This is a genomic window from Mesorhizobium sp. M0074 (assembly GCF_040322975.1).
In the GTDB taxonomy this organism is placed as follows: Bacteria; Pseudomonadota; Alphaproteobacteria; order Rhizobiales; family Rhizobiaceae; genus Mesorhizobium.
Window position 1 is genome coordinate 114408 of record NZ_JAMYUM010000003.1, and the last position, 16930, is coordinate 131337.

Sequence of the window (16930 nt, forward strand, 5' to 3'; positions counted from 1 at the left end):
GCGAAAGCGAGTGATTTCTTGCTGAATGCCTAGCCGAGGCGATAGCGGATTTCCGATCTCAGAAAGGGCAGCAAATCCATTTCAAACCATGGATTGCGCTGCAGCCAACCGGTGTTGCGCCAGGACGGGTGCGGCAGCGGCAGGACTTTCGGGTCGGTTGCCGCCGCCCAGATGGCACGCCAATCCATGACCGTTTCCGTCAGCGAGGGACGGCGCGCCGCGCCCATATGCCAGCTTTGCGCGTAGATGCCGATCGTCAGCACCATATCGACTTGCGGCATCAGCGCCATCAGCGATGTGCGCCATGCCGGCGCACATTCGCGGCGCGGCGGCAGGTCGGCGCCCTTGGCGTCCTGACCGGGAAAGCAAAAGCCCATCGGCACGATGGCAAACTTGTCCGTGTCATAGAATTCCTCGCTGCCGACGCCCAGCCAGCTTCGCAGCCGGTCGCCGGAGGCGTCGGTGAACGGCATGCCTGACACGTGGACCTTGGTACCCGGCGCCTGGCTGGCGATCAGGATGCGGGCGCTCGAAGATGGCCTGAGCACCGGACGCGGCTGGTGCGGCAACGGCTTGCCGGCCGGGTTATCGACGCAGATGCGGCAGGCGCGTACCCGCGCCGTCAAGGCTTCCAGCTCTTCGCTCATTCGGAATTCATTGTCAGGCGGCGGCACTCGGCCGGCTCGAGATTGCCTGATGCCAGCGCAGCACGTTGGTGCACTCTTCGGGTACCTTGATGCGAGCCGGCTTCATGAAGTCGATGGCGACCAGCCCGGTGATGTCGGCGATCGAATAGGCATCGCCGGCGACGAATTCCCTGCCGGTGAGCTCAGTGTCCAGAAACCTCAGGAATTCGATCGCCTTCGGCTTGTTGGCCTCGCCCCATTCGGGGATTTGCGGGATCTCCCATTCCCTCATTGCGGGGTGGATATGCCGGAACGCCGCGGCGACGCAGCCGAACAGATTGAACTCCACACGTCTTTGCCACATCTCGACGATTGCCTTGCCGAGCGCCCCATCCCCGAACAAAGCCGGCTTGGGGTGCAGTTCCTCGAAGTAACGACAGATTGCGACGGATTCGGTGATGATGGTGCCGTCATCGAGCTCGAGCACCGGCAGACGCTTCAGCGGATTGCGCGAGCTGACCGGCTGCTCTTTGTGCTCTAGCGCGCCCATGTCGACGGGCACCAGCGGAACCTGAAGTCCCTTTTCGGCCAGAAAAATCCGAACCCGACGTGGATTGGGCGCGCGCCCGCCGTCGAACAGCTTCATCTCCATCCTCCTCGTCCGTCCCGACGAACTATAGGCACAACTCACCAGAAGCGAAAAATTTCACGCAAGGCATCGCCGATCGACGCCAAGGTGCCGTGCTTTCTTTCGACCAGCTCGTGGCCGTGGTTCTCGCGCCAGTTCTTGGGCTCGTCAAAAGTTCCGCCCCAGATGCCGGCTTTGCCCGCGCGCGCAGCAGCTTCCTCGGTCTCGAAATCGCCAAAGGCGACCGCCCAGCCGGCCTCGACCTGTGCGCGGTTGAGATCCTTGCCACCGGCCTTGCAGTCGCCGAGCAGCCTGCCGTAGCGGTCGCGCTGCCAGCCGCTGCAGGAGACGGCTTTGCCGCCGATCAACCGCACCAGGGACTGCCGCGCGAGCTTGCCGCAAGGATAGTCGGCACCGTCCTTGCGGCAGATTTGCGAATATTCCGGCGCGTCGATGCCACGCATGCGGATACGCTCGCCACTGAGCGTGATGCTATCGCCGTCATTGACGGTGGCCGCGCCCTCCGTCTTGCGCGTCTCGATCCGGTCGAGGCGCGCCGCCAGGAGGATCGCCAGGCCGAGCACGATGAGTATCAGCCCATAGTCCATTAGTCGGCGCCACAGGCTTCGCGGACGTGGCGCATAGTATCGCTGGCGCGGCCATCGCGACCACGAACGGCTCATATGGCAAACCGTTGGTTAATCATTCGAACGTAGCTTAACGATTTGAAATTGCTGCCCGCGTAAATTGAAGACTTCATGCCCCTGCAACGCTCGACCACGGCGGACAAGTTTATTGTGGACCGCAGGAAACGCCATCGCAACAGCGATGTCGCGCGCGCGGTGCGCAAGACGCGCGACCGTCTTTCGCAGCAAGCCGGAAATCCCGACTTCGACCGCGAGCTGTTGAAGCTCCACGCGCTTTCGATGACCGGCGGCGTGATCGTCATTCCGCTGCTCGTTCTGGCAACGGCCGCGGCAGGCTTGCTCGCGGGCATCGGCAAGGAGATCGGCGTCTGGGCGCTGTTCACATTCATCTGCTATACCATCGTTGCATTCATGGCCAGACGCGTCACGCAAGCGTCCGAACTCAACCCGCTGGAAACGCATAGGGATTTCCTGATCGGCCATTTTCTGTGCGGGCTTGGCTGGGCCTGGTTCGCATGGCTCGGCTGCGAAACTTGCCAAATGGATCAGTTCCAGGTCGCCAAGGCGGTGGTGCTGCTGCTCGCCATGTCGGCAACCGCGATCCTGGCCTCGTCCCTGCGCGGTGCGCTGTTGGCGACCTTCGCCCTCCCGGTCGCCATCTATGCTTATGCCAGTGCGAAATTATGGATGCCGGTCGAAGTGATCATGGCAGGCTTGCTGATCTCCTCGTTGCCGTTCTTCGCCTATGTGGCGCGCCAACTCAACCGTTCCTCGCTGATGCTGCTGTCGTTCCGCTCCGAAAAGGATGCGCTGATCGCCGAACTGGAGACGGCGAAATCGATGTCGGACGAGGCACGGCGGCGGGCGGAAGACGCCAATCTGGCGAAATCGCGTTTCCTGGCCTCGATGAGCCACGAACTGCGCACACCGCTCAACGCCATTCTCGGCTTTTCCGAAGTGATGGCCAACGAGGTGCTCGGCCCGATGAGCAACCCGACCTATCGCGACTATGCCCGTGACGTGCACGACTCCGGACAGCATCTGCTCGACCTGATCAACGAAATCCTCGATTTGTCGCGCATCGAAGCGGGCCGCTACCAGCTCAACGAGGAGCCGATGATGCTGCTCTCCGTCGTCGAGGATTGCTGCCACATGATGGAGCTGAAGGCGCGCAACAAGGACATCCGCATCGTCCAGGATTTCGAAAACGCCTTGCCGCGCTTGTTCGCCGACGAACGCGCGGTGCGGCAGATTGCGCTCAACCTGTTGTCCAATGCCATCAAGTTCACCGCCACCGGCGGCGAAATCCGCGTGCGCGTCGGCTGGACGGCGGGCGGCGGGCAATATCTCTCCGTCAAGGACAATGGGCCGGGCATACCGGAAGACGAGATTCCGATCGTGCTTTCGGCCTTCGGCCAGGGCTCGATCGCCATCAAGAGCGCCGAACAGGGCACCGGGCTTGGCCTGCCGATCGTGCAAGGCTTGCTGGCCATGCATGGCGGCGAATTCCAGCTCCATTCCAGGCTGCGCGAAGGCACCGAGGCGATCGCCATCTTCCCGCTGAGCCGGGTGATGGAGGAACTGCCGGCGCTGCCGACCAAGGCGGTTGCCTCGCGCCGGCGCTGAATGCTTAACCGCGGACCGCGGCTGCCATGCCGGAGCTGGTCAGCGCGGCCGCCTTGACCAGGCCGGCGGCAAGAGCCGCCCCTACCCCGTCGCCTTGACTGACGCCCAGATCGAGCAGCGGGCGAAGGCCGAGGCGCTCGGCGGCCTTGGCATGACCAGGCTCCGGCGACAGGCTTGCGAGGAGACAATGATCGAGCGCGGCGGGGTTGGCGGCATGTAGGACACCAGCGGCGGCAGTCACCGCAAACCCATCGAGCAGCACCGGGATCTTCTGCATCCGCGCCGCCAGAATGGCGCCGCAGATCGCGGCGAATTCCCGCCCGCCGACCCGGCGCAGCGCTTCCAGCGGGTCCTTGAGGCTCGCGCCGTGAAACGCGACCGCGGCATCGACCACCTCCGCCTTGCGCCTCTGCATCGCCGCGCCCGCCCCTGATCCAGGACCGACCCAGTCGGCGCCGGTGCCGCCGAACAGTGCCGTGCAAAGGGCCGCAGCGACAGTCGAATTGCCGACGCCGAGGTCACCAAGGCAAAGCAGGTCGGTGCCGCCGGCAATCGCTTCCATGCCGAAGGCCATGGTAGCGGCACAACCGCGCTCGTCCAGTGCCGCATCCTCGGTAATGTCGGCTGTCGGGATGTGCAGAGCCAGATCGAACACCTTCAAGCCGAGATCGTTGGCGATGCAGATCTGGTTGATTGCTGCACCGCCGGCGGCGCAGAGCTCGACTGCATTTGCCGTGGCGGCGGCGGGGCGCGGCGAAATGCCGTGGCGGGTGACGCCATGATTGCCGGCAAAGATCGCCACCAATGGCCGCGTCACCGCCGGCGGCGCGCGGCCGCTCCACCCGGCAAGCCAGGCGGCGATGTCCTCGATGCGGCCAAGCGAGCCTTCGGGCTTGTCTGCCTTGGCAAACAACTGGCGCACGCGGGCCTTGGCCGCCATATCTCCCGGCGGCAGGCTCACCAGGAGGTCGCGAAAATCGTCGAAAGGCAGCGCGCTGGTCATATCGATGGCGATCGTCCGTGTGAATTGGTGAGCGGCATAGCCGCCTTGGCCAGCCGGCACAACCTCAAGCCGGCACAACCTCCAGGCCTGGTACAACTTGGCGGTATTGACGCGAAAGCATTCGTTGGCGGCGCTTCCCGGAGGGCTTGCATTGACTTTGTCGTTGCACCATGTGGAGGCTAGCCAAGGAAATCCTTATGACGGCCATTGAATCCCCGTGCATCCTGGTCTGCTCGATCGATATGAAAACCGGCTTCTGTTTCGGTTGCGGGCGCACGCGCGAGGAAATCGCCGCCTGGATCGACATGTCCCCGCAAACCCGCCGCAGCGTCATGGCCGAGCTGCCGGCAAGGCTGGAAACGGTCGAGCGACGCCCCCGCCGGGAAACCCGTCGCAGCCGCATGGCACGCGAACGCGACGCCCTCTCGTGAACCGGCCGCAGAGATGAACCGACTGTTGTGGATTCTGATCGTCGCGATCGGGGCGGGTGTGCTCCTGCTCATGCTCAACGATTCCGCCGGCAGTACGTTCGGCATTGAGAATTACGATTTCAGCCAGTTGATCTGGCTTGGCGCCTTAGCGGCACTCGTCGGCGCCGGCCTGGTCAGATCGGGCAGGCCGTTGGGCACCATGGCCCGCAGCCTCGGCGCCTGGGGTGCCATCGTGCTGGCGCTGATCGCCGGCTATCAGTACCGCTATGAGTTGCAGGATTTCGCCAGCCGCGTCACCGCCGGCCTTGTTCCCGGCAGTCCGCTGGCGCTGGGCGTGGAAGAAGGCCATGCCACCGTCACCCTGGACAAGGCCGGCAGCGGCCATTTCGAAGCGCGCGTCACGATCAACGGCACGCCGATCCTGACGGTTGTCGATACCGGCGCGACCAGCACCGTGCTGACCGCCGAGGACGCTCTGGCGGTCGGGTTCAATTCGGCGGCTCTCCGCTTCACCATACCGATCTCTACCGCCAATGGCATGACACGCGCGGCGGCGGTGCGAACCGACGAACTGTCGATCGGCGGCATCGTACGCAAGGACATGCCCATCATGATCGCCGCACCAGGCACGCTCGGCCAGAGCCTTCTCGGTATGAATTTCATCGGCTCGCTATCGGGTTTCGACGTACGCGGCGATCGCATGATTTTGCGGGATTAAGTTTTTCCTCAGGCCGCCTCTGCGGTCCGGCCGAAATCGACCTCTGCGAAAGCCGTCTTGATCACCTCCGGTCCGGCACCGGGCTTTGTCGCCTCGGTGGACAGGATCTGCCGATAGCGGCGTGCACCGGGCAGGCCGTGAAACAGCCCGACCATGTGCCGGGTGACATGCCCGAGCCGTCCGCCCTGCTCGATATGGCGTGACGCGTAATCCGCCATGGCATCGATCAGTGCGGCAAAATCGAACGACTCAGCTGTGCTGCCGTAAAACGCGGCATCGATGCCGGTCAGTATCCCTGGCGTGTGATAGGCGGCGCGGCCGAGCATGGCGCCATCGACATGGTCGAGATGCGTCAGCGCCTCTGCGAGATATTGAATGCCACCGTTGATGCCGATGAATTTGTTTTGTTTTCTGGCTTTCAGCCGATAGACGCGGTCATAGTCGAGCGGTGGGATGTCACGATTTTCCTTTGGGCTCAGTCCTTCCAGCCAGGCCTTGCGGGCGTGCACCCACAGCGCGTCGGCGCCGGCCGCGAAAACAGCATCGGCCAACGCATCGAGTGCCGGTTCCGGATCCTGCTCATCGACGCCGATGCGGCACTTGACGGTAACCGGTATTTTCACCGCCGCCTTCATTGCCGCGACGCAATCCGCGACGAGCACGGGCGTCTTCATCAGGCAGGCGCCGAAGGTGCCCGACTGGACGCGGTCGGACGGGCAGCCGACATTGAGGTTGATTTCATCATAGCCGAAGGTTTCGCCGATGCGCGCCGCCTCGGCCAGCTTTCCCGGATCGGCGCCGCCGAGTTGCAGCGCAACCGGATGTTCGCTGTCGTCGAAGCCGAGCAGCCGCTCGCGTGCGCCGTGGATGACCGCATCGGCCACCACCATCTCGGTATAGAGTAGCGCCTCGCGCGTCAGCTGGCGATGGAAGAACCGGCAGTGCCGGTCCGTCCAATCCATCATCGGCGCCACGGCAACTTTGTGGCGTAACATATTCATTTTACTATTTTTTCTGTCTCAGTCCGTCCGATACTCCGTTCGAATGACAGAGCAATTTGGCAAGAGATGCACACCTAACTGACCCGATATACGATTTTGCCGCCGCAACTGAAAGCAAATTGGCATGTCACACATGTCACTGTACGCACCAGTTAGATGCCTGCCGTGGAACGATGGACCGCCGGCGGCATACCAGTCAGCCAAGGCGAAGCGTGTTGCGGGCGATCTGCCACGCGGATTCGACATGCCGCCGCGCCGCCTCCTCCGCCTCGTCCGGCTTGCGCGACCGGATTGCATCCATGATTTCGGTCATTTCGGCGATCGCCGGCTCGCGGCGGTTCTCCGACGCGATCGTCATTGAGCGGAGCTGGTTGATGCGGACATTCAGCCCCGTCACGATTTCCCAGGCAATGCGCTTGTCCGCCGCCTCGAACAGCGTTTCGTAGAACTTGGTCGTTGCCCGCATCACCTCGACAGGCGCACCGGACGCCCACGCCTCAAGCAGGTTCCTCAAGGCGGCATCGAGCAAAGCGATCTGCGCGTCCGTGGCCGTTAGGGCGCAAGCCCGCGCCGCGATGCCCTCGAGCAGCGCCCGCAATTCATAGATTTCGTCGGTGCGGCCGAGATCCGGCTTGGCCACGGCGGGTCCGTGGCCCGGTATCATCTGCACCAGGCCTTCCGCCTCCAGCTGCCGCAGGACCTCGCGCACGACGGAACGGCTCACCCCGAGCTGATCGCATAGCGGCCGCTCGACCAGCCTTTCACCAGGCTGGAAATAGAAGCCCATGATCGCTTCACGCATGCGCTCCAGCGCCAGCGTTCTCAGCGTCTTGGCAGAGCGGTCGATCCGCAGCGTATCGCCTGACATTTTCTCTCCCTACCCCGATCCGGCCACAAAACAGATTCCATAGCCGATTGACAAGGCTTCTGGTGCTCCATAGTATGGTATACCATAAGATGATGTAAAGATTTCGGCGTTGCACAGCGCCGTGGCGACCGAGGACTTTCATGAAACCAGCCATTCGAAAGATCGTCACGTACATCGAGAACACGTTAATCGAGGGCGGCAAGGAAGCCCCAAAACCGCTGCGTCTGATCGGTGTCGCGGCTGTGCTGACAAATCCCTGGGCCGGCCGCGGTTTCACCGACGACCTGTCGCCGGAGATCCGCGCTATTGCTCCCGTCCTCGGTGAACTGCTGACCCGCGAAATCATCGCCGTCGCCGGTTCCGGCGAGGCGATAGAGGGTTATGGCAAGGCCGCGGTCTGCGGCACGGCGGGCGAGATCGAGCATGCATCGGCGCTGATCCATACGCTGCATTTCGGCAACCATTACCGTCGCGCGGTCGGCGCCAAGACCTATCTCGCCTTCACCAATCTGCGCGGAGGGCCGAACACCCCGATCATGATCCCGCTGATGGACAAGAACGACGAAGGCCGCCGCTCCCACTATCTGACCGTACATTTCCAAATCGGCGACGCGCCAGCGCCCGATGAGCTGGTAGTGGCGCTTGGCGCTTCGATTGGTGGCCGCCCGCACCATCGTATCGGCGACCGCTATCAGGACCTCAAGGAGGTCGGAGACCTGCATGGCTGACGTCGCTGCCACCGCATGGGTCCGGGACACGGCTCCGGACGGCACCGGCTTCATCCGCGCCGGCTCCGGCGCGCCGGTTCTGCTCATTCACGGTGTCGGCATGAACGCCGCGATCTGGCACGATCAGATCGCGGCGATGAAAGACCATCATGACCTGATCGCCATCGACATGCTCGGCCACGGCGTTTCACCGCTGCCGCCGGAAGAAGCCAGCCTGTCGGATTTCGCCGATCAGGCGGTTCGCCTGCTCGACCATCTTGGCGTGGCGTCGGTGTCGATCGTCGGCCATTCGATGGGCGCGCTGGTCGCACTGGAAATCGCCCTTCGCGCCCCTTTGCGCGTTCGCGCCATCGTGTGCCTCAACGCGGTGTTCCGCCGCCCCGCGGCCTTGACGCAGGCCGTGCGCGAGCGGGCGGCCGCGCTTGGCCCTCGTGGCAACCCTTCCGCTATTGCGGCTACGCTTGCCCGCTGGTTCGGCGACCCGCTGCCGGCGAACCTTATCGGGGCGGCCACCACAGCGCGCGCCGCCCTTGAAAGGGTCGAACCCGAAGGCTACGCGCGCACCTATCGCCTCTTTGCCCGTGCCGATGCCGAGCATGCCGATGCTCTCCCCGGTCTTGCCGCACCAGCCCTGTTCATGACCGGGTCGCAAGACAGCAATTCGACCCCGGCCATGTCGGCGGCGATGGCGAGGCTTGCGCCGCACGGTCAATGCCTCGTGCTCAATGGAGAAAGGCACATGATGGCAATGGCTTCACCTGAAAAAGTGACCAAACACATCATGGAATTTCTCGACACGGAAGGAGACGCTGGCGTGAAGCCGGAGACGGATGCAGTCTTTGACAGCGGCGAATTCCGGCGCGCACTCGGCTCGTTCCTGACCGGCGTCACCATCGTCACCACGATCAGCGCGGAAGGCGAACCGCGCGGCTTCACCGCCAACTCCTTCACCTCGGTCTCGCTCGAGCCGCCGCTGGTGCTTGTCTGCATCGCCAAGAGGGCGCTGGGGCACAGTGCTTTTTCGACGTCGAGAGGTTTCGCCATCAACATCCTGTCAGAGGACCAGAAGGCCCATTCCGGCATCTTCGCTTCCAAAGCAGCGGACAAGTTCGCGGCCGTGAGCTGGCAACCGGGCCGCACTGGCAATCCGCTGATCGACGGCTGCGTTGCGGTGTTCGATTGCGGCATGGAGCAGCTGGTCGATGCTGGCGATCACTCGATCCTCATCGGCCGCGTCCGCGACTTCAGCCACAACGGAGCCCAGCCCCTCGGTTATTGCAGAGGCACCTACGTCACGCCTGGCCTCAGCCAGGAGGCGCTGGCGGCGGCGCCCCCCGATACGGAGGTCGGCGCCATTCTCGAGAACGAGGGCCGTGTGCTGTTCTTCGCAACGGCCGACGGGATTTATGAATTGCCTGCGGGGCGCGGACTGGGCACGCCCAACGATGCGCGCAGCCTCAAGGGGCGCCTTGCCGCCAGGGCCATAGACGCCCAGCTCGGCTTCCTGTTCGCGGTGTGGGACGATGCCGCCGAACCCTGGCGCACGCATGTTTATTATCGCGGAACGGTCGAGGGATCCTATTCCGACGATCGCCAGATGCGGCTTGTCGACATCGAGAAGATCGCGGATCTGAAGATCGCCGATCCCGCAGTGCGTTCGATGCTTGCCCGCTATGCGCGCGAACGTACGGAAGATGCATTCGGCGTCTATGTCGGCAACGAGGTCGAAGGTGAAGTCCGGCCGCTCGCCAAGCCCTCGCCTTCTCAAATTCCTCTTTCCGGCCGCGGGTGAAACCGATGAAGTTTTCGCTTTTCGTGCACATGGAGCGATCGGATCTGGCAAAGCCGCATTCCGAGCTTGTCGGCGAGCTGGAGGAGCTGGTTCTGCAGGCGGAAGAGGCAGGATTCGAGACTGCCTGGATCGGCGAGCATCACGGGATGGAATTCACCATCTCGCCGAACCCGTTCATCAACATCGCCTGGCTCGCCGCCAAAACCAGGCGCATCCGGCTCGGAACAGGAACCATCGTCGCGCCGTTCTGGCACCCGATCAAGCTTGCCGGCGAAGCAGCGATGGCCGACGTCGTCACCGGCGGCCGTCTCGACATCGGCATTGCGCGCGGCGCCTACGCTTACGAATACCAGCGACTTTTCCCGGGCCTCGAGGCCTGGGGTGCCGGCCAGCGTATGCGCGAGATGGTGCCGGCGATCCGCGGCCTTTGGGATGGTGATTTCGAACTCGCCGGCGAGTTCTGGTCGTTTCCGTCGACCACCTCGTCGCCCAAGCCGCTGCAAAAGCCTTATCCGCCGATCTGGGTGGCCGCACGCGATCCGAACTCGCACGACTTTGCGGTTTCCAGCAAATGCAACGTCCAGGTGACGCCGCTTGCCTCCGGCGATGGCGAAGTGGCCAGCCTGATGGAGCGTTTCAACGCAGCGTGTAATGCCCACCCCGACGTACCAAGGCCGGAGATCATGCTGCTGATGCATACTTTCGTCGCCGAGGATGCCGCGGAGGCTGACCGGCTCGCGCAGGATCTGTCGCAGTTCTACTGCCAGTTCGGCGCCTGGTTCCAGAACAAGAAGCCGGTGCACCAGGGCATAATGGAAGCGCTGACCGAAGACGAGATCGCGGCCATGCCGCAATATGCGCCTGACAAGATCAAGCAGAACCTGGTCATTGGCGAAGCCGACGAGGTGATCGCCAGGCTGAAAGCCTACGAAGCGCTCGGCTACGATCAGTATTCGATCTGGATCGACAGCGGCCTTTCCCATCGGCGCAAGAAGAAATCGCTGCAGCTCTTCATCGACAGGGTGATGCCGGCCTTTTCCGAGCCGAAAGCTGGGTTGCGATGAGCACCACTCAATTCAGGAACTATATTGACGGCAGCTTCGTCGAAGTGGCGGCGACCTTCGACAGCATCGATCCCTCGACGGGCGCGCCATGGGCGAAGATGCCCGCTGCATCGTCTGATGACGTCGACCGCGCCGTCGAAGCTGCTCACCGGGCGCTTGGCTCAGGCACGTGGCCGGCAATGACGGCAACGGCACGCGGCAAGCTTCTGGTGCGGCTCAGCGATCTGGTGGTCGCCAATGCCGACCGGCTGGCGGAACTCGAGACGCGCGATACCGGCAAGATCATCCGCGAGACCCGCGCCCAGATCGCCTATGTCGGCGACTATTACCGCTATTATGGCGGGCTGGCCGACAAGCACGAGGGCTCGTTTGTCCCCATCGACAAGGCCGACATGGAAGTGACCATCCGGCCGGAGCCAATTGGCGTCGTCGCCGCCATTGTGCCGTGGAACTCGCAGCTCTTCCTGTCCGCCGTCAAGCTCGGGCCGGCGCTGGCGGCCGGCTGCACCATCGTTCTGAAAGCATCGGAAGACGGCCCTGCCCCGTTGCTGGCCTTCGCCGAACTCGTCCATGAGGCGGGATTTCCCGCCGGGACCGTGAACATCCTGACCGGCTTCGGCCACGATTGCGGTCACCGGCTGACCAGTCATCCGCTCGTCGCCCGCGTCGCCTTCACCGGCGGTCCCTCGACCGCTCGGCAGATCGTCAGGAATACGGCGGAAAACCTCGCCTTCACGACGCTCGAGCTCGGCGGCAAAAGCCCGGTCGTGGTGTTTGCCGATGCCGATCTGGACAGCGCCGCCAACGCGGTCGTTGCCGGCATCTTCGCTGCCACCGGCCAGAGCTGCGTCGCCGGCTCGCGGCTGCTGGTCCAGCGCTCCGTGAAGGACGAATTCCTCGCCCGGCTCAAGCGCAAAGCCGAGGCGATCAGGATTGGCGATCCGCAGGATCCCGCGATCGAAATGGGACCGCTCGCCACCTCGCGCCAGCGCGAATGGATAGAGAAGATCATTGCTGAAAGCCTGGCCGCGGGCGGGCAACTGGTCACCGGCGGCATCCGCCCCGCGGGCATGGCGGACGGCTTCTATTACGCGCCGACGATTATCGACGCGCCTGATCAGACCCTTGCCTGCGTGCGCGAAGAGCTCTTCGGCCCGGTGCTCTGTGTGCTAGCCTTCGACAGCGAAGCTGAAGCGCTTTCGCTCGCCAACAACACGAAGTTCGGCCTGGCGTCCGGCGTGTTCACCACCAATCTGGCAAAAGCCCACCGCATGGCGCGCGGCATCCATGCCGGCGTGGTCTGGATCAACACCTATCGGGCGGTCTCGCCGCTGGTTCCGTTTGGCGGCTACGGCCAATCCGGGCTCGGCCGCGAGGGCGGCCTCGATGCGATCCGCGACTACACGCGTTCGAAATCGGTGTGGATACGCACCTCCGACGACCCGATTCCCGATCCTTTTGTCATGCGGTAGCCGCCGCTGGCCGGAGATGCGCGATCAAGGCGAAAACGACCGATCGCGAACAGACAACAACGAAAACAACAGAGGAGAACGACATGAAACTGATCATCACCGGCTTCCTTGCCGGATTTATTGCAACGACAGTTCTGGCAACGACGGCCGCAAAAGCCGAGGACATGGTGTTCACCAGCTGGGGCGGGACGACCCAGGAAGCGCAGACCAAATCCTGGGCCGAGCCGTTCACCGCTGCATCCGGCATCAAGGTCATGCAGGACGGCCCGACCGACTACGGCAAGCTGAAGGCGATGGTCGACAGCGGCAGTGTCAACTGGGACGTCGTCGATGTCGAGATGGATTTCGCCATCAAGGCGGCCAAGGACGGTCTGCTCGAGCCGATCGACTTCAAGGCCGTGCCGAAGGCCGACCTCGATCCGCGCTTCACCACCGATCACGCCGTCGGCAGTTTCTACTATTCCTTCGTGCTCGCCTGGAACAAGGGCGCCGTTTCGGGTGAACCGGCCGGCTGGGCCGACATGTTCGACCTGACGAAGTTCCCGGGCAAGCGGACCTTCTACAAATGGTCGGCGCCCGGTGTCATCGAGATCGCGCTGCTGGCCGATGGTGTCCCGGCGGACAAGCTCTATCCGCTGGATCTCGATCGCGCCTTCAAGAAACTCGACACCATCAAGTCGGACATCGTCTGGTGGAGCGGCGGGGCGGAGTCGCAGCAATTGATCGCATCCGGCGAAGCGACGTTCGGCCAGCTGTGGAACGGCCGCGTCTTCGCACTGGACAAGGATGGCGCCGATGTCGGCGTCTCCTGGAATCAGAACCTGACCGCCGCCGACGTTCTGGTGGTACCGAAGGGTGCCAAGAACAAGGATACGGCGATGAAATTCCTCGCCGCGGCGAGCAGCCCCGCCGGCCAGGCCAAATTTGCCGAAACCAGCGGTTATGCGCCGATCAACACCAAGGCCAAGGCAGAGATGCCGGCCGATGCCGTGAAATCGCTGCCGGACGCTCATGTCGACGGACAGATCAATCTCGACATGAACTACTGGGCCGCCAATCGCGACACCATCGCCGCGCGCTGGTATGCCTGGCAGGCGAAATAAGCCCGCCCTTGAACCGCAATGGACGAGACGGTTCGCTCCGTCTCGTCCCGTAGCCGGGTCGCTGTCATGTCGGTCGAAACACGCCGGAACCTTGGAACGGTGCGGGTGCCGGCAGGTCTCAATGGCCTGCTGCCGGCCCTGATTCTGATTGTGCTGTTCTTCGTCGTCCCCGTGCTGGCGCTGCTTTTGCGCAGTGTCACGGAGCCCGAGCCAGGCTTGCAGAACTATGCGGCCCTGCTTGGTGACGGCACCTATGCGCGGGTGTTCTTCAACACATTCCTGGTCGCGGCGTTGGTCACCGTCGCCACGGTCCTTGTCGCCTTTCCGGTCGCCTGGATGCTGGCGATCATGCCTTCGGGACTGGCCTCGATCATCTTCGGCATCATCATTCTGTCGATGTGGACGAACCTGCTCACCCGCACCTATGCCTGGATGGTGCTCCTGCAGCGTACCGGCGTGATCAACCGGACGCTGATGACCATCGGCGTCATCGACCACCCGCTGCCGCTCATCAACAATCTCACCGGCGTCACCATCGGCATGGTCTATATCATGCTGCCCTTCATGATCCTGCCGCTGGTCGGCACGTTACGGGCGATCGATCCGATGACGCTGCGTGCGGCGTCGCTGTGCGGCGCAAGCCCTTTCCAGGCGTTCCGCCGCATCCTCGTGCCGCTGTCGCTGCCCGGCGTCGCGGCCGGCGGCCTGATGGTCTTCGTCATGTCGCTCGGCTACTTCGTAACGCCGGCACTGCTCGGCGGCACGTCGAACATGATGCTTGCCGAAATGATCGCGCAAATGGTCCAGTCGCTGCTCAACTGGGGGCTCGGCAGCGCCGCTGCCTTCATCCTGCTTGTCGTCACCATGGTTCTCTACGCACTGCAGCTGCGCCTTGTCGGTGCCAGGCGCACGAGCGGAGGCATCTGAGATGCTGCTCGACTATGACCGCATGGGTTGGCTACGGGTTGCCCTGCTCGGCTTCACCGCGCTGGTCGCCGGCTTTCTTCTGTTGCCGGTGGTTTTCATCGTCCTGCTCTCCTTCGGCTCGTCGCGCTGGCTGGCTTTTCCGCCGCCCGGCTGGACGCTCAAATGGTACCAGGAGCTTTTTGCCGATCCGGCTTGGCTCAACGCCGCGCTGACCAGCGCCCGAATCGCCACCATGACGGCGATCCTGGCAGTAGCGATCGGCCTGCTCGCCTCCTTTGCCCTGGTTCGCGGACGGTTTGCCGGACGTGAGATCCTGCGCGGCCTGCTGCTGACGCCGATGGTGCTGCCCGTCGTTGTCTTCGCCATCGCCATCTACGCCTTCTTCCTTCGCCTTGGCCTCGGCGGCACCACCATCGGCTTCGTCATCGCCCACACCGTGCTGGCGCTGCCCTTCGCCATCATTCCGATCGCCACCGCGCTCGAAGGGTTCGACAAGTCGATCGAGGACGCGGCAATCGTCTGCGGGGCAAGCCCGCTCGAGGCCAGGCTCAGGATCACCTTGCCGTCGATCCGGATCGGCATCTTCTCCGCCGCGATCTTTTCCTTCCTCGCCTCGTGGGACGAAGTCGTGGTGGCGATCTTCATGGCCAGCCCCAGCTTGCAAACCTTGCCCGTCAAGATCTGGGGCAGTCTGCGGTCGGACCTCAGTCCGGTGATCGCCGCTGCCTCCAGCCTGCTGGTCGGGCTGACGCTTGCCCTGATGGTGATGACGGCGCTGCTGCACCGAAAGTTCCGGACATGACCCACCCTTTCCTCTCCATCCGCAATCTGCGCAAGGCGTTCGGGGCGATCGTCGCCGTGCACGACGTCACGCTGGACATTCCCAGGGGCGAGTTCCTGACCTTCCTCGGGCCCTCCGGTTCGGGAAAATCGACGACGCTCTACGCGATCGCCGGCTTTCAGGACCCGACTTCCGGCGATGTCTTGCTGGAAGGAAAATCACTGCTTGCAGTGCCTTCGCATAAGCGCAACATCGGCATGGTCTTCCAGCGCTACACGCTGTTTCCGCATCTGACGGTGGCCGAAAACGTCGCTTTTCCGCTGCGGGTTCGCCGCCGGCCGGACGCCGACGTGAAGAAAAAGGTCGCCGACATGCTGGCCCTGGTGCGGCTCGAAAGCTTTGCCGGACGCTTACCCGGTGCGCTGTCGGGCGGCCAGCAGCAGCGCGTCGCGCTGGCCCGGGCGCTGGCCTACGATCCTCCGATCCTTTTGATGGACGAGCCATTGTCGGCGCTCGACAAGAAGCTGCGCGAGGAAATCCAGGGCGAAATCCGCCGCATCCATCGCCAGACCGGCGTCACCATTCTCTACGTCACCCACGATCAGGAAGAGGCGCTGCATCTGTCGGACCGAATCGCCCTGTTCAAGGATGGCCGCATCGAGCAGACCGGCACCGGCGAGGATCTCTATCTCAGGCCGGCGACCGATTTCGTCGCCGGCTTCATCGGCAATTCGAATTTCCTCGCCGCCGAACATCTCGGCACCACCAACGGCACGACAACGATCCGCATGACAGACGGTTCGGTGATATCCGGAGTCAGGGCCAACGGCACGTTCGGCAAAGGCCAGAAGACCAGGCTGATGATCCGGCCCGAAGCCTTTAGCATGGAGCGGAGCCCGGCGAGCGCGGAACTGAATGTCGAGATCGTCGACATCGCATTTTACGGCGAGCGCCGGCGGATCGTCGCGCGCATCGCCGCTGGACAGGAGGTTGACATCAGGCCGACCTCCGCCGCCATGCAATCGCAGGATGTGTGGCCCTGCAGCCGGCAGGTCTTTTTCGATCCCGCTGCTGCATTCCTGTTTCCGGCCTGACTAAGCCGCGGTGGATCGCCGCCCTTCAACGCTTCGCAGCGATGGAAGCGTGCTTGGGGACAAGCTGTGGTTAGGTCCATCATCAGCTTCGGTCAGCAACGCGCAACGTGATCGACGCTGCAGTCGGCTGATTGGATGGCGGGCGCAACTCCCGTATCCATTGACAGTCGTCATGCTCGGTTGGAAGATGAAGAAGGTCAGCGGCGATAGCCATACGGGAAGGCAATGGTCCAACCGCCAGATACCGGACACCATCCTGGCAGCGTCGTCGCGGTCATCGTCATTTGTTTGATCATCGTTGCTTTGTTCTTCATAGGCTTCAGATACTCAAGGCCAGGCCAGGGTACCCTCGTTATTCCCGGCGGTACGCTGCAGCAACCGTAAATCCGACCCCTTGGCGCTGACGCGAAGCCGTTCTCAG

General features: G+C 63.3%; 17 protein-coding genes. 11 read left to right on the forward strand and 6 right to left on the reverse strand.

The features are described from left to right. Positions 1-29 precede the first annotated feature (29 nt). Genes NKJ73_RS05695 through NKJ73_RS05705 form a run of 3 tightly spaced genes read right to left on the reverse strand, consistent with a single transcriptional unit; the run spans position 30 to position 1937 of the window. The gene (locus tag NKJ73_RS05695; protein WP_502905365.1) at positions 30-647 is read right to left on the reverse strand and encodes a uracil-DNA glycosylase family protein; all 618 of its coding nucleotides are present in this window, start codon (positions 645-647) and stop codon (positions 30-32) included. Between the two features lie 13 nt (positions 648-660). Next, the gene (locus tag NKJ73_RS05700; RefSeq protein WP_352568652.1) at positions 661-1272 is read right to left on the reverse strand and encodes a glutathione S-transferase; all 612 of its coding nucleotides are present in this window, start codon (positions 1270-1272) and stop codon (positions 661-663) included. A 41-nt stretch (positions 1273-1313) separates the two neighbouring features. Further along, positions 1314-1937, reverse strand: a complete 624-nt coding sequence (locus NKJ73_RS05705) for a thermonuclease family protein (protein ID WP_352568653.1) — start codon at positions 1935-1937, stop codon at positions 1314-1316. Positions 1938-2012: 75 nt separating this feature from the next. Between NKJ73_RS05705 and NKJ73_RS05710 the strand changes: the two genes are divergently transcribed. Next, positions 2013-3527: a sensor histidine kinase gene (locus NKJ73_RS05710; protein WP_352568654.1), complete on the forward strand. Its 1515-nt coding sequence runs from the start codon at positions 2013-2015 to the stop codon at positions 3525-3527. Positions 3528-3531: 4 nt separating this feature from the next. On the opposite strand, the gene NKJ73_RS05715 is transcribed toward NKJ73_RS05710, so the two are convergent. Beyond that, on the reverse strand, positions 3532-4530 hold the full coding sequence (locus NKJ73_RS05715; protein WP_352568812.1) for a nicotinate-nucleotide--dimethylbenzimidazole phosphoribosyltransferase: 999 nt from the start codon (positions 4528-4530) through the stop codon (positions 3532-3534). Between the two features lie 197 nt (positions 4531-4727). On the opposite strand from NKJ73_RS05715, the gene NKJ73_RS05720 reads away from it, so the two are divergent. Together NKJ73_RS05720 and NKJ73_RS05725 are read left to right on the forward strand one after the other, a co-directional pair. Further along, complete coding sequence (locus tag NKJ73_RS05720; RefSeq protein ID WP_352568655.1) at positions 4728-4961, forward strand: DUF1289 domain-containing protein; 234 nt, start codon at positions 4728-4730, stop codon at positions 4959-4961. 13 nt (positions 4962-4974) lie between these two features. Then, positions 4975-5679 (forward strand): TIGR02281 family clan AA aspartic protease, encoded by a 705-nt coding sequence (locus tag NKJ73_RS05725; protein ID WP_023674999.1) that lies wholly within the window; start codon positions 4975-4977, stop codon positions 5677-5679. An 8-nt stretch (positions 5680-5687) separates the two neighbouring features. Here NKJ73_RS05725 and dusA read toward each other — a convergent pair whose 3' ends face one another. Together dusA and NKJ73_RS05735 are read right to left on the reverse strand one after the other, a co-directional pair. After that, positions 5688-6680, reverse strand: coding sequence for a tRNA dihydrouridine(20/20a) synthase DusA (gene dusA, locus NKJ73_RS05730; RefSeq protein WP_352568656.1), 993 nt, complete (start codon positions 6678-6680; stop codon positions 5688-5690). A gap of 196 nt (positions 6681-6876) precedes the next feature. Further along, positions 6877-7548 carry a GntR family transcriptional regulator gene (locus tag NKJ73_RS05735; RefSeq protein WP_352568657.1) on the reverse strand — a complete coding sequence of 224 codons (672 nt, stop codon included), beginning with the start codon at positions 7546-7548 and terminating at the stop codon, positions 6877-6879. 140 nt (positions 7549-7688) lie between these two features. Here NKJ73_RS05735 and NKJ73_RS05740 point away from each other — a divergent pair, with 140 nt between their 5' ends. The 8 genes from NKJ73_RS05740 to NKJ73_RS05775 all read left to right on the forward strand — a co-directional run bounded on the left by NKJ73_RS05740 (position 7689) and on the right by NKJ73_RS05775 (position 16509). After that, positions 7689-8276 (forward strand): amino acid synthesis family protein, encoded by a 588-nt coding sequence (locus tag NKJ73_RS05740; protein WP_023674996.1) that lies wholly within the window; start codon positions 7689-7691, stop codon positions 8274-8276. Further along, positions 8269-10068 (forward strand): alpha/beta fold hydrolase, encoded by a 1800-nt coding sequence (locus NKJ73_RS05745; RefSeq protein WP_352568658.1) that lies wholly within the window; start codon positions 8269-8271, stop codon positions 10066-10068. The genes NKJ73_RS05740 and NKJ73_RS05745 overlap by 8 nt, the downstream gene beginning before the upstream one ends. Positions 10069-10073: 5 nt before the next feature. Continuing rightward, positions 10074-11132 carry an LLM class flavin-dependent oxidoreductase gene (locus NKJ73_RS05750; protein ID WP_023674994.1) on the forward strand — a complete coding sequence of 353 codons (1059 nt, stop codon included), beginning with the start codon at positions 10074-10076 and terminating at the stop codon, positions 11130-11132. Beyond that, positions 11129-12604 (forward strand): aldehyde dehydrogenase, encoded by a 1476-nt coding sequence (locus tag NKJ73_RS05755; RefSeq protein ID WP_352568659.1) that lies wholly within the window; start codon positions 11129-11131, stop codon positions 12602-12604. The genes NKJ73_RS05750 and NKJ73_RS05755 overlap by 4 nt, the downstream gene beginning before the upstream one ends. A gap of 83 nt (positions 12605-12687) precedes the next feature. After that, entirely contained in the window at positions 12688-13707 is a 1020-nt protein-coding gene (locus NKJ73_RS05760; protein WP_352568660.1) for an ABC transporter substrate-binding protein, read from the forward strand. A 66-nt stretch (positions 13708-13773) separates the two neighbouring features. Continuing rightward, entirely contained in the window at positions 13774-14634 is an 861-nt protein-coding gene (locus tag NKJ73_RS05765; protein WP_352568661.1) for an ABC transporter permease, read from the forward strand. Position 14635: 1 nt separating this feature from the next. After that, entirely contained in the window at positions 14636-15436 is an 801-nt protein-coding gene (locus NKJ73_RS05770) for an ABC transporter permease (RefSeq protein WP_023674990.1), read from the forward strand. Then, positions 15433-16509 carry an ABC transporter ATP-binding protein gene (locus NKJ73_RS05775; protein WP_352568662.1) on the forward strand — a complete coding sequence of 359 codons (1077 nt, stop codon included), beginning with the start codon at positions 15433-15435 and terminating at the stop codon, positions 16507-16509. Before NKJ73_RS05770 ends, NKJ73_RS05775 begins: the two co-directional genes overlap by 4 nt. The last annotated feature ends 421 nt before the right edge of the window (positions 16510-16930 follow it).